This window comes from Marinifilum sp. D737 (genome assembly GCF_026672275.1).
Taxonomy (GTDB): Bacteria; Bacteroidota; Bacteroidia; order Bacteroidales; family Marinifilaceae; genus Marinifilum.
This window is the reverse complement of the sequence record NZ_JANQCD010000042.1, coordinates 1-14,763: the sequence shown is the minus strand read 5'-3', so window position 1 is coordinate 14,763 and position 14,763 is coordinate 1. Positions and strand designations below refer to the sequence as shown.

Here is a 14,763-nt window from a genome sequence, read left to right as displayed (position 1 = left end):
CCTAAAAATTAAAATTATGCTTTGGTATCATTTGAAATTATCCGTTTTACGCTTGCTTAAAAACAAAGCTTTTTCATTGACCAATATATTTGGCCTCAGCTTTGGGATCGCCTCATTTTTTGTACTGTTTATTCATGTGCAAAATGAAAAAAGCTACGACAAACACATTAAAGATTATCAGAATATCTACAGGGTAATTTCTACGCCATCACATATTAACAGCTCCTGGGCCAGGAGTTTAGGCTTTATTCAAGAAGCTGCAAGTCAATTCCCTGAAGTTGAAAATGCAACACGGTTTTCCCATGCAAAGCTGGAAAATATCAAAATACACGAGGAATCGGTTGCTCAAAAAGATGTTTTGTCGGTTGACACAAACTTTATGAGCATGTTTGGAATTGAAAGCCTGATTGGAAATTTAAAGGATATTTCGAAGCCTAATGTAGCTTTTATCTCTGAGCGCTTTGCAAAAAAATATTTTAAGAATGAAAATCCAATCGGTCAATACATAGAGACTGAAACATTGCGATCAAGAGAAGCACCCGGAAAATTTGAAATCGTTGGGATTATAAAAAATACGCCTATAAAAACTCATTTCAACTGTGAAATACTTCTTTCGCAAAAAGGAGTACTTGAACAACGTTATGCCTCCTTATCAACAAGAAAAATACAGTGGGTCTACAACTATTTAAAACTGAAAAAAGGAACCTCACCTGCTTTCATTGCCGAAAAAATACTTACCCATTTTAACAAGTCTGCTTTTAGACAAACCAGAGGTCCTAAAGATTACAAATTTAGTCTTCAAAAACTGACTGACATTCATTTAAGATCGAACTGCAGGTTTGAATTAAAAGAGAGCAATACCAAAATTAATATTGGCTTATTTACTATTGTTTCTTTCGTGATCCTATTTGTATCTCTTGTAAACTTTATCAGCTTAATCACAGTTAATCTTTTCAAAAGAACAAAAGAGTTTGGTTTGAAATCCTCTATTGGAGCTCACAAAAAGCATTTGTTGTACCAGATCCTAATTGAGGTATTGTTGCTTTGTTCGTTTGCTATTTTTATCTCCTTATTTGTAATAGAGTTGATAAAACCTATTATCAGCCAGTTTTACGAAATTCAGTTTGATATTTTCTATAACGAACCTACAATCTACTTGTCCATTTTAATGATCATTTCACTTGGTGGAATCATTTCTGTTTTATTTGTTCGGTTCTTTATTCTTAAAAATCATTCTACCAGCGAAATTATTAAAGGTTTACACCCCTTATCGGGAAAGCAATTGTTGCAACCTTTAATGATATTTCAAATGCTAATTGTAATCATCCTGATTGCATCAACCATTCTTGTAAACAAACAGATCAATTTCATATTAGACAAACCCCTTGGTTTTACAAAAGACAATATTGTAGTCATCCATCAAAAGGACTATTCTAAAGACCCAAAAGTGTTTGCCAACGAGTTAAAAAAGAATTCTCAAATTATTTCCGTTGGTTTTACCAGGCAATACTTTGGACATCCTACTCAAACCATTTCATTGGATGGATTGGGAATTGAAGGTACTGCGGAAATGTCGTTCCCAAACTTTGATTTTCTACAAACAATGGACATTCAGTTGGTTCACGATTACATCAACAGATCGAAAGATACCATTGAAGGAATGATTATCAACAATCATTTGTACGAGAGATTGATGGAAAAACATCAAAGCATTGAAAATCTGAATGCCTTTAGATCAGGAATTCCTTTGGAAGCAGATCAGAGAAGGTATGATATTATAGGAGTTGTCGAAGATTTCAATTACAATTCGGCCCATGAACAGATCGGAGACTATGTTTTCCTAATTGGAGAGTCGCGAAGTAGATCCAGGTTTACTCATATCAAAATTGCTTCCGGAAATATCAGACCGGCAATGGATTACATTCAGGAAGAATGGCATAAACACTATCCAAACCAGGAAATGGATTATTTCTTTATGGATGAAAAAGTTGGTCAACAATACAAATCAGAAAATATACTTAGAAAAATTCTCTTGAGTTTTTCTCTTCTTGGTATCATCATCGGAATCATGGGTATAAGTGCCCTCTCCTACTTTTCATCGGAACAACGAACCAAAGAGATTGGGATTCGCAAAACCAATGGAGCCAAAACTCATGAGATTATCAAAATGCTAAACAAGGATTTCCTAAGGTGGGTAATTATTGCATTTGTTTTGGCATCTCCAATTGCATGGTACGCCATGAACAAATGGCTTGAAAACTTTGCCTATAAAACCGAGCTCAGTTGGTGGATTTTTGCCTTGGCAGGAATCATTGCCATGGGAATTGCCTTGCTAACCGTTTCCTGGCAATCGTGGAGAGCAGCAAAGAGAAATCCGGTGGAGAGTTTGAGGTACGAATAATTCATTTTCTAAGAAAAAAAACATAAAGTATGTATCAGTTGAAAATGGCAATTAAATCATTAAGCAAGAATTTACTATCAAGTTTATTCTTGCTGATTTCTTTATGCATTGGTTTTGTATCCTTTGTTTTTATTGCAAGTCATGTTTCTCAAGAAATGAGTTATGACAGAGACTTTCCTAAAGCTGAAAATATATATCGCATTGCAACCAATATTTATACTTCAGGAGAACTTAAACTTACGAAGCCTTTATGCGAAAGAGCTATGGGTAACGAGTTAAAAAGAAATTCTCCCGAAGTTCTGGAATCAGGCTTCTTTTTCAAACCTGGTAATCTTGAATTTAAAATAAATGAACAAGTATTTAAGAATGAAAATGTTTTACATGCTTCACCTGGCATATTAAATGTCTTTTCGATTGAATTTATTTACGGATCGCGCTCGGATGCTCTTAAGCGCCCATATACTGTAATACTTTCGGAGTCATATGCCAGGAAATATTTCGGAGATGAAAATCCGGTAGGTAAAACGATATTTAAATATCCAGGTGCTAGCTATGAAATAGAAGGGGTATACAAAGATTTACCTCAAAAATCACACTTTAAGGCCAATATGCTATTGTCTTTTCATGACAATATGCGTCTACCTCCTCCTGCTATGGAAGCATGGGGAGAATCTGCTTTTTATACCTATTTAAAGTTCCAAGCCAATGCTTCCATTAATGGATTCAACAAGAAGATGAATCAACTTGCATTGAGCAAAAAAAGGAATCTCGCTGAAGGTGGGGACATTCAACATACCTACTATTTGCAAGCTTTAACTGATATACATCTAAAATCACATTTAAAAGATGAACTTGCAATAAATACCCGTGCTGATTATTTGTATGTTTTAATGGCAATTGGCCTTTTAATACTCATTGCCATTGGATTTAATTACATTCATTTCTCACATACCAAAGCCATTAAAGATGCCAACAATTGGGGACTAAGAAAGGTGGTTGGAGCAAAAGGTCGAAGTTTAATTTCACAATCACTGCTGGAATCATTCCTTCTGCATTTACTTTCTTTAGTGTTGGCCATTTTTATTTGCAAGGCTCTGTCTCCTTTGGCATATTCAAATTACGGGCTTACACTTGATTTTTCAGAAGCCCCCCTGCTCTTTTGGATTATTCTACTATGCATGGTACTACTAAGCACCTTAATCAATGGTATTATCACCGGAATCCTCATTAATCGATACAATAGTCTTGAATTGTTAAAATTGAAATTTAATCCTCTTACTTCCAGATTTTCTATCCAGAAACTATTTGTGGTAAGTCAATTTGTAATTGTAATAGCTATTCTGATATGTATTATGGGGATTAATAAGCAGCTGGAGTTCTTACAAGAAAAAAATATGGGAATGAATTTAAGCAATAAAATTGCTGTAACAGTTCCAAAGTACATGCGCAAATCATCCAGTAGATTCAAGAATTTCGAAACATTTGAACAGGAACTTCTGAGGCATCCTAACATAGAAGCGATTTCACAATGTGACAAAATTCCAGGAGAATTACTTGCCTTTAATTTCACATTTAAAGAAAAAGGAAAAGATAAAAATGCGAAAGCATCCGTTATGGTAGCTGATGTCAATTACCTAAAGAATTTTGACATTTCTCTTCTTGAAGGAAGCAACTTCCCTAAAAATGCCAATAACATTAATTCAGGATGCTTGATTAATGAAGCTTGTTTGTCTGATCTTGGATACAATCATCCTAAAGATGCCATTGGGAAAGTATTACAATTGAAAGATGAAAGTATGACGGAAGGCTTTGAACTTGAGATTAAGGGAATCTGTTCTAATTTTAATTTCCAAGGTATGCGAGAATATCCAGGGCCTACTATTTTAATAAACTGGACACAAGAAATTATGTGGGGATACTACATTGTAAAATACAAGAACCCCAATATACAAGAAGTGATTGCCCACATTAAAAAACAAGTTGAGACTACTTTTCCAAATTACCCATTCCAATATGTAAGTCTCAAATCTTTTTACAATCGTCAGTTTATCAAGGAATTTCAATTAATTAAAATGCTATATGCATTTGTCTACCTCGCAATTGTAATTAGTGTAATCAATCTGTTTACCATGGCGTGGATAAGCTCATTGGTTCGCACCAAAGAGATAGGTGTTAGAAAAATAAACGGAGCCAAAACTCACGAAATCATTCTAATGCTAAACAAAGGCTTTGTTAAATGGGTGTGCATCGCATTTCTTATTGCCTGTCCTGTTGCATACTACGCTATGAATAAGTGGTTGCAAAATTTTGCCTATAAAACCGAGCTCAGTTGGTGGATATTTGCCTTGGCAGGAATCATTGCCATGGGAATTGCCTTGCTAACCGTTTCCTGGCAGTCGTGGAGAGCAGCAAAGAGAAATCCGGTGGAAAGCTTACGTTATGAATAAATTAAAACAACAATATACTATGAAACTTAACCTCTTACTATCAATCTTGTTAATCATTTGTTTTTCATGCAAGAACAAAATCTTGAAGTTGAATGAAAAAGATTTGGCTCAAAAAATTTTAAGTGAAGAAGAAATTTTAGCGCAAAAAGAAGAACTGCGATTGAAAAAAGAGCAAGAATTGGCTGACTCTTTGGCCAGATTGCCCAAAGGATTTCGATTCGAATCGGTTAGAAAAACAGATGCCTCTCATCCTCCAATTGTTATTGATATTGAAAACCGAATGGATAGTATTAAAGAATTCAAACTCTCGGATGTAGCAAAAAGTATTGAATATATTAAAATGCAAAATCTGCCAGACTCTGGTTTTGTAAATAACATCAATTACAAATACTACATGACAGATAAACACATCGTAGCCTCTAATCTTTATGGCATTCATCTGTTTACAAAAAATGGGGAGTTTAAAAATACAATTGTAAAAAACCAACTAAGTGGTGTAAAGTACAAAGAGGATCAAAATCAAGTTTTAGTGTACTATTCCGAATATGCGAATATTGGGGGAAGTACTAGTGTTTGGTCAAGAGGAGATCAATTGTATTATAACTACAGAAATACTAACTCCGGGCAAAATTACATTATGGAGGTAGATTGCTCCAAAGATTTAATCAATACTCAGTACCAGTTCGACCCCGAAAATCCATTAGCAGTTTCAGGTGCTGGTAAAGTTTTGGTTGACCTAAACAGAGGCCAGAACAAACCATTCAAGGCTCCTTATCCAAACGGCATGTCATCATTCGCTCCTCAAAATTCATATGAGTATATTGGAATTTTCACTCCTGACCGAAACACCTATTTTTCAAGAAGGAGCAGAAAGGGTAACATGTTGGAAATTTTCAATACCAAAGGAGACACCTTAGCCGAATTTACCAAATTCGAACGTCTGGTTAATTTTAAAGCTCGTGTTATTCGAGGTTTTGATTATGGAACCCAATATGAAAAAAGTGGAAATTATTATTTCAGATCGGATTATAACGATACCATTTTCAAAGTAATTCCTCCAAATATTATAAAACCTGAATATGTAATCAAACTGGGCAAGCATAAGGTTAGCAAACAAGATGCCAGTAATTCTAAGTTTGATCTTAAAGGAAAAATGGTTCCAAACCAATGGGCCGACGGCAATAATTATATTTTTATTGGCTTAATCATGGATGATAATTACTGCCCTAACTCCAGAAAAAGAAAAAGCATTAAGCTACTTTATGCCCTTTACTCCAAGAAAAATAAACAATTACACTTCGTAAAATCAGACCCTTACAATTACAACAGTCCAATACTCGAAAACGACATTGATGGAGGATTTTCTGTTTGGCCTAGCTCTTACATGATAAATCGAGAGGGTAATATAATGGTTTCATTACTAGGAAAAGATATTAAGGAAAAAGTTGCTTCTGATGAATTTAAAAATTCAACTGCTCCTGCAGCCAAGAAAGAAAAGCTGATACAGTTGGCAAATGGCTGCTCCGATACCGACCAAGTACTAATGCTGGTTAAATAGTTCCATTAAAAACACTCAAATGAAACGAGCCATGAGAAAAACTCCTCATACAAAGGAATGACAAAACTGGCGATTTCCTCCCGATAGTTATTGGGATGTCAATTAAAAGTAAATTAAGACATATGCATTATAGCTTCAAAATCATACTCCGATTAATTCTTAAAAAACCTGTTTTAAGCATCATTAACTTCACAGGTTTTACCATAGGAATTTTAGCTTCATTGCTCATTTATTTATGGGTTTACGATCAAAGCACTTTTGAGAAATTTCATTCAGATTACAACAGAATTTATCGGGTTTTAACACTCTCAAAGCAAGGTGAGGATATTATTAAATCAGCAGTTTCGTACCAGCCAATTGCGGAAACCATTAAAAAGGATTATCCACAAATCGAGGCTGCCACATATCTTTATGGATCATCGGAAGATTCCCCACTACAATTCGAGAATGGAAAAAAGATTGAAGCAAGAAAATACTATACCAATACTGATTTTTTTAAAATCTTTGATGGCTTTCAATTTCTGGAAGGTAATGCCGAAAATGCATTCAAACACAAATCAAACATTGTGCTTTCCGAAAAAGTTGCACGTAAACTTTTTGGCAACTCTTCGGCTTTGGGTAAAAAAATAGTAAGCGACAAATACAGTGAAAACATTTACACGGTTAGTGCAGTTTTAAAAATTCCAAGAAATACGCATATCGATTTTGGATACTTATTGTCTGAAGCCAATCTAAACATGCATCACACAACAAATTCGTGGAGAGATTCCTACTGGATAAGAACCTATATCAAACTTTCAACTAATGCTGAAATAAACGATCTGTTTTTGAGCCGAATAAGCAATCATATTAGCAGATACTCAAATAGAACGGACAAGCTGATGTTTCAGCCTATATCTGAAATTCATCTCCACTCTGATTACACCACCAATATGCTTGATAATAAGATCAGCAATTACAAGTATGTTGTAATTTTTTCGGGCTTGGCTTTACTAATCCTTATTATGGTGATTTTAAACTTTACCATTCTTTCAACGGTAAGCTATTCTGAACAAGCCAAAGAAATTGGGATTCAAAAAGTAAATGGTGCAAAACGACACAGTTTATTGCTACAGTTCATGATGAATTCTTTTCTGCAGACTTTTGTGGCTGCATTTTTTGCCATTGCTTTGGCATTTGTATTGCTGCCAAAATTCAATGAACTTACAGGACAGCAGTTACAAATCAGCCTATCGATGCAGTTGATTACATACTTGTTTCTGCTAATTGTATTTACAGCAATAGCAGCTGGTTTGTACCCTTCCATTTACTTGTCGAAATTAAATCCTGTTCAGATTTTAAAAGCCAAAAACTACAGTGGTGGAAATATTGGACTAATGAATTTACTCATTGTTATCCAGTTTGCAATTGCCATTTTTTCCATTTCGGTTTCAGGAGTCTTTATGAAGCAATTTCATTTCATTACCACCAAAGATCTGGGAATCAACCATAGCAACATGCTAGTTGTTCCTACAGGCTTATGGTACGATAGCAATTCCTTCAAAAATGAACTCTTGCAAAACCCTAACATACTATCTGCATCGGCAAGTACTTATGCTCCTATGCATGGAGGTTTTCGCTCAAATTTTGTTATCGACAACAATGGAGTAAAAGATAGTATTCAAGCAGTTATTCTTCATGTTGACGATGAATTTGCCAATAATTACGAACTGAAACTCACAAAAGGTGAGTTCTTAAATATGAACTATTCTGCCTATTGGGAAGAAATGAAAAAAAAATCGGATGATCACACTTTTTCATTCCCTGTGGTGATAAACGAAAGTGCAGAAAAACTATTTGGCTTCGAAGATCCTATTGGTCAAAGAATTGGAAACAATGAGATTGTTGGAGTAGTAAAAGATTTTCATTTTAAATCATTACATCACAGAATTGAGCCTTTGGTGTTAATGAATTCTCCTGAACAAATCATGACAATGAACATCAGGATTTCCCAAAACAAGCGTAAAGAAAGCATTGCTTATATTCGAGATACATACAAAAAGCATCGTGAAGACAGAGAGTTTTCTTTTCAATTCTTCGATGATTTATTGGAAGCAGAATATCGCAATGAAAATCATTTAAAGAACACTACCAAGGCATTTACCATTCTAAGTATTATCATTAGCATACTGGGTATGCTTGGCATTGTAGGCTTTGTAGTGAGACAAAAAACCAAGGAAATTGGGATAAGAAAAACCAATGGAGCCAAAACCTACGAAATCATTCAAATGTTGAATATCAAATTTCTAAAGTGGGTAATTGTTGCATTTGTTTTGGCTTGCCCTATTGCCTGGTATGTAATGAACATTTGGCTCCAAAACTTCGCCTACAAAACCGAATTAAACTGGTGGGTTTTTGCACTGTCGGGAATCATTGCCATTGCCATTGCAATCACAACTGTTACATGGCAATCGTGGAGAACTGCCAAAAGAAATCCTGTAGAATCGCTTCGCTATGAATAGCGAAGCTCAATTAGTAATTAATAATGTGTAATGAATAATAATATTTAATTAATTTTAATTGCATCAATCCATTGATCTATGAAGGATAATATCATTCTTGCAAAATCATATGCATTTGCGGTTAGAATTGTCAAACTGAATCAGTTTTTAACGCAAGAGAAAACAGAATTTGTTCTTTCAAAGCAAATTCTGCGCAGTGGAACATCAATTGGAGCAATTGTAGAAGAAGCTGTCGGGGGTATCTCGAAAAAGGAGTTTCGTGCGAAAATGTCAATTGCCTATAAAGAATCTCGTGAAACAGATTACTGGTTGCGAATTTTAAAGGATACCACAATCATTGAAGAAAAATTATTCAACTCTCTTTATCAAGAAAACAAAGAACTTTTAAAGATTCTTTACAAAATCATTAAAAGCTCTAAAAATTGAAGCAATTATTATTCATTACTCATTATTAATTTCACATTACCGTGTTCTTTTGTACCAAGTAATCTCATCGCCTTGATACATGAACTTATCTACCAATTTCAATCCTAGCTTATCAAGTACTTTTTGTGATTTTTCGTTGTTTACCAAAGTCATGCTGCAAATTTCTTTGATATCCAGCTTTTCGAAAGCATATTCAATGGCAGCCCTGCTTGCTTCGGTAATGTAGCCTTTGCCCCAATATTTGCGCAGCAAACGAAATCGCAAATCGTAATAATTGCTGTATCCGTTCAACTCTTCTTTTTCGAGTTTAAAACCTGTCCAGCCCATAAAATCATGCGTTTTCTTATCGATAATTGCCCAACGACCAATACCATTTTCTTTGTATTGGCGAATGATATTTTCAATCATCTTTCTGCTTTGGTTGATGTCTCTAATCGGTTTTCTTCCCAAGAACTTATAAACTTCAGGATCGGAATCCATTTCAAACATTCTTTCATCGTCTTCAGGAAGTATTTCGCGTAGGTAAAGTCGGTCGGTTTCAAGTATAATATTCATTACTGATATTTTATTTTTAAGATTTAACTGAATGATTTAATCTCGTACAAATCTGCGAATTGTGCAAGTTTTTCTTTAAAATGATTCTAATTTAGAACAAAAAGCAGTACTCTTAAATGGGTTATCTGGATTCTATTATAACTACTTCACAGGGGCTTCAAAAAATTCATCAAAAATAATGTTTTCAACAAACGTTTGCGGGATCGTTTGCAGAAAAAAATCGTCATAACGCAAACGATAGAAAAGACTTAAACCACTCATTATCTTATTTTTGACTCCCATCTAATCCTAGAATTACAACGTATGAGAAAAACTTTACTTCTTTTTATTTTCCTTTCAGGATATCTCCTGAACGGAATGGCCCAAAGAGTATGGGTTGAACCAAGCAATGCAACGATCAACGATGAGATTACCATCTACTTTGACAAGGAGACTTCTAATTTCTGGACCGATGGTGAAGCCAGGATTTATATGCATGCGGGGGTAAACACCAATGCAGGTCACTGGCAAAATGTAAACGATGCTTTCTCTAACCTAAACGACAGCCAGGAAATGACTGCTCACGAAGGAACAAAAGTGTGGAAGAAAACGATTACTCCAAAAGAGTATTTCTCCTTAAGCGAAGGGACTACCGTTTACAGTATCGATTTGATATTTAGAAACCAGTATAATGGTGGTGAAAACAACAAAACTACTGATTTGGGACTGACACTTACCGAAGCACATGTATTTCATACCGGAAAAGAGATTACTTCTTTTTCCATCAACAATCAGGAAGGCCAGATTTCGGTAGACCAAATCGCCTTACAAATAGATGCAGGCACAGATATAACAAGTTTAAGTCCGGTAATTGTAGTTTCAGAACATGCCAGTGTGTCACCTGCTTCGGGTGTAGCACAGGATTTTTCTTCACCAGTTCAGTACACCGTAACTGCCGAAAACGGTAGTAAAAGCACCTATACGGTTACTGTATCGCAATTGAGTAATGCCAAAGACATTACCCGGTTTACTGTTGATGGTATGGATGCCACCATTGGCGAGAATACCATTAATTTAACATTACCTTACAACACCAATGTTGATCTAAGCCAGGTCGCCCCAACAATTGAGGTATCGCCAAAGGCTTCTGTTTCTCCCTCATCAGGTACTACAACAGATTTTACGAGTCAACAAACCTATACCGTAACAGCTGAAGACAATTCAACAAAAGACTATACGGTAAGCATTACAATTGCCGATCCTCCGGTGGTGGTAACCTCTCCGGAAAACCCATCTGCCGATCAGCAGGTAAACATTACCTTTAATGCCAAAGGAACTGCTCTTGAAAATGCATCAAAAGTGTATCTGCATTATGGAGTAAGCACAACATCCGGGGAAAAAGAATGGATAGGAAACTGGGGTGAAGATGATAATGTGGGTATCATGAGTGAGGGAAGTTCTGCCAACCAGTGGACCTTTAGTTTTACGCCCACCTCTGATTTTGCCAGCCTGCTTCCGGGAGAAGAGGTAACCGGATTGGAATTTCTGTTCAGATCGGCCGACGGTACTTTAAAAGAAGACAACAGCGGATCCAACTACAGCCTGTCTCTGCAAGCTGCAAGCATCCCCGATTGGATTGAGATCAGTCCCGCTCTTCCGAAAATATCGGATGAAATTACCATCATCTTCAGACCTGGCATTGCTCCGGGAAAGAAATTACAAGCCGAAAGCAATATCTACATGCACAGTTGGGCCGTTACCTCAGGGCCGGGAAAAACCACTGCCGATTACGTAGGTCAGGCGCAGTGGGGAGATAATACCAAAGGACAACTGACTGAAATATCATCTGGAGTATGGCAGATTACGCTTACTCCATCAACTTACTTTGGAATCAGCGATCCGAATGAAAACCTGTTTCGCATTGGTTTACTCTTCAGAAACCAGGATGGATCGATTGTACAGAAAAATGAAGAGGACAAGGACTATTACCTGGAAACCGACCCAGAATTTTACATTAGCATCGTCCATCCCAATGATCAGGAAAAGACAGTAGAAACCGAAGCTTCTTTCGAGATCAACTTCACCACTTCCGAAAGTGCAAGCGTTGAAGTATTCGCTGATAACCAATCCATACATACGGCTTCGTCGATAACAACAAGCACAGTAAACCATAGTTTTACAACCGCAGGATCACATACGATTCTTATCCGTGCAAACAATGGAAGTACTATCAAGGAAAAAACCATTGCGATGGAAGCCTATTCGTCTGTTACTGTGGAAGACCTTCCATCGTGGGTAAAAACAGGACAGAAAGGAATCATCTACCATAAGGATATTGACGGCCTGACCGATGATGATACCAAGGCAACCTTGATTCTGCATACACCTACCTCTATCACTTACAAAGATGGTTATGGAAATGTATATGGTAGTCAATCTGTTCCTGCCAAATCGGTAGTTCACGTATTGGGTGATTTCAACAACTGGAGCGCGAGCGAAAGCAGCAAAATGAAGAAAACAACGAATGGTAATTACTGGTGGATTACTTTGGAAGGATTAACTGCCGGACAAGAATATGTTTTCCAGTATTTAATTGATGGTTACCTGCAACTTGCCGATCCTTATACCGAAAAAGTGAGCGACCCAGATGATCAATACATTTCATCAAGCACTTATCCAGGATTAATAAGCTATCCAGGCGGAAAAGCCAGCGATCGCGCATCTGTTTTGCAAACCGGACAGTCTGCTTATCAATGGCAGGTTAGTAATTTTACTGTTCCGTCTCATAATGATTTAAATGTTTACGAACTTCACATCCGCGATTTTACGACTGAAGGAAACTACAAAGCTGCTGCAGAAAAGTTGGATTATCTTAAAGACATGGGAATCAATTGCATTCATTTAATGCCGGTAAGTGAATTCGAAGGAAACGACAGCTGGGGTTACAATCCTAATTTTTACTTTGCCCCCGATAAAGCTTATGGTACCAAGAATGATCTGAAAAGTTTTATCGATCAGGCCCACGAGAAAGGAATAGCGGTAATTAACGACATGGTTTTGAATCACTCTTTTTATTCCAGTCCGTTGGCAAAAATGTATTGGAACAGTACAGACAACCGTCCGGCGGTGCATAACCCCTGGTACAATGAGAATCACAACTTTCAAAATCCGGGAGCACATTGGGGAGCCGATTTCAACCATACCAGCGAACACACTCAAAATTTGGTAGATTCTATTTTGAATTTCTGGATTGACGAATACCATTTTGATGGATTCCGATTTGATTTCACGAAAGGATTTAGCAACACAAGTTACCCTGAAGATAGTTGGGGTAGTACATACGATGCTCAACGCATTGGAATTCTCAAAAGAATGGTGAGTAGCATGAGAAGCAAGCATCCGGGAACGATTGCCGTATTTGAACACCTGGCAGATGCCAGCGAAGACAGTGAATTGGCCAACGAAGGAATCCTGATGTGGGGAGGAAAAGGAATCTCGGAAAAATACGAAGAGATGGCCATGGGATGGAGTGGTAATATCGACCTTTCCCAAGCCTACTATCGAAACATATCCTATCAATACGCCAACCTGATGAGTTATATGGAAAGCCACGACGAAGAGCGCCTGGCTTTTAAAGCACTAAAATACGGTAGGGATGTCAATGCCGGATCGTTTGACAAATACCAGCAACCTACCGACGCTCAACTGGAAATTATCGTTCCCAGACTAAAAGCGTCGGCGGCATTCAACCTGCTGCTCCCGGGAGCAAGAATGGTTTGGCAGTTTGGAGAACTAGGCTACGATTACAGTATTGATTACAATGGAAGAACCGGAAAGAAACCAGTGCGCTGGGATTATTTCGAGAATGCACAACGTAAAGGCCTGTATGAATTCTATGCTGATCTGTTTCATCTTCGAAATACATACAATCTTTATAATAATGATCAGACCCAGGATTTTGACATTTCCGGTGCAATGAAACGCATCACCTTAAATGGCAAAACAAAATCGGATGAAGGCTTTCAACTTATCGTGATTGGAAACTTTGGTGAAAGCGATGGTAACATCACCCCTCACTTTGGCTCCACAGGAACCTGGTACAACTTTGAAGATGGCAGTAACATAAATGTATCAAGCACCAGTCAGCAATACTACCTGAAAAGAGGGGAATACAAAATTCTTTGCTCCCGCCAATTGTCAAGAGCCAACTTTCATCAACCATCAATAGAAAGCGTTCAGGATATTTCTGTTGATGAGAATAGCAGTTTGACTTTTCTTCCTGAGTGGTTTACCGTGAAGGATGATGATAATGATCCGGCAGCAGCCTACACTTTTACTTATCTGGGAGGCGATAATTATACGGTCAGCAATTCTAAACTCACTCCTGCTCCCTATTTCTTTGGAGATTTACAGGTGAAAACCCAAGTCTCGGATGGAAAATATACCAGTGAAGAATTTTCGTTCACGCTTAGTGTAAATCCAATCCAGCATCCATTAACAATCACAGCACAGGATGCCAGCATGACCTATGGAGATCCCCTGCCTGACTTCACCGTAACTTATGAGGGCTTTGTTCATGATCACACTTCTGATGATTTGGAAGGAACTTTAAGCTTTAATGTAGAAGGCGATAATATTGTTCCCTTAGGATTAAGTTCTGCGCATTACGACATAACTTATGTCCCGGGAAAACTAACTGTCAACAAAGCAACGCCAAATGTAAGTGAATGGCCAACGGCAAGTACAATTACTTACGGACAAGCATTAAATGAATCAATCCTTACAGGAGGAACTGCCAGTGTGGACGGAAGCTTTGCTTTTGCAAATCCATCAGCAACGCCAAACGCAGGAACAAAATCTGTAGAGATTATCTTTACGCCAACTGATAACAGCAAT

Annotated in this window: 7 protein-coding genes; 6 read left to right on the top strand and 1 reads right to left on the bottom strand. The window is 37.1% G+C overall.

Annotated elements, in window-relative coordinates; all coding sequences use genetic code 11:
* Positions 1 to 16 precede the first annotated feature (16 nt).
* The 5 genes from NQ163_RS18085 (at position 17) to NQ163_RS18065 (ending at position 9,333) form a co-directional block, all read left to right on the top strand.
* On the top strand, positions 17 to 2,401 hold the full coding sequence (locus NQ163_RS18085; protein ID WP_268191739.1) for an ABC transporter permease: 2,385 nt from the start codon (positions 17 to 19) through the stop codon (positions 2,399 to 2,401).
* A 29-nt stretch (positions 2,402 to 2,430) separates the two neighbouring features.
* Positions 2,431 to 4,848, top strand: coding sequence for an ABC transporter permease (locus NQ163_RS18080; protein ID WP_268191738.1), 2,418 nt, complete (start codon positions 2,431 to 2,433; stop codon positions 4,846 to 4,848).
* A gap of 19 nt (positions 4,849 to 4,867) precedes the next feature.
* Complete coding sequence (locus tag NQ163_RS18075) at positions 4,868 to 6,406, top strand: DUF4933 domain-containing protein (RefSeq protein ID WP_268191737.1); 1,539 nt, start codon at positions 4,868 to 4,870, stop codon at positions 6,404 to 6,406.
* 122 nt (positions 6,407 to 6,528) lie between these two features.
* Positions 6,529 to 8,907, top strand: coding sequence for an ABC transporter permease (locus NQ163_RS18070; RefSeq protein ID WP_268191736.1), 2,379 nt, complete (start codon positions 6,529 to 6,531; stop codon positions 8,905 to 8,907).
* Between the two features lie 78 nt (positions 8,908 to 8,985).
* Positions 8,986 to 9,333: a four helix bundle protein gene (locus tag NQ163_RS18065; RefSeq protein WP_268191735.1), complete on the top strand. Its 348-nt coding sequence runs from the start codon at positions 8,986 to 8,988 to the stop codon at positions 9,331 to 9,333.
* A gap of 36 nt (positions 9,334 to 9,369) precedes the next feature.
* Here NQ163_RS18065 and NQ163_RS18060 read toward each other — a convergent pair whose 3' ends face one another.
* A complete protein-coding gene (locus NQ163_RS18060) occupies positions 9,370 to 9,888 on the bottom strand; it encodes a GNAT family N-acetyltransferase (RefSeq protein WP_268191734.1) in 519 nt (172 codons plus the stop codon).
* 303 nt (positions 9,889 to 10,191) lie between these two features.
* Between NQ163_RS18060 and NQ163_RS18055 the strand changes: the two genes are divergently transcribed.
* On the top strand, positions 10,192 to 14,763 hold a 4,572-nt coding region (locus tag NQ163_RS18055), incomplete at its 3' end, for a DUF4961 domain-containing protein (protein WP_268191733.1).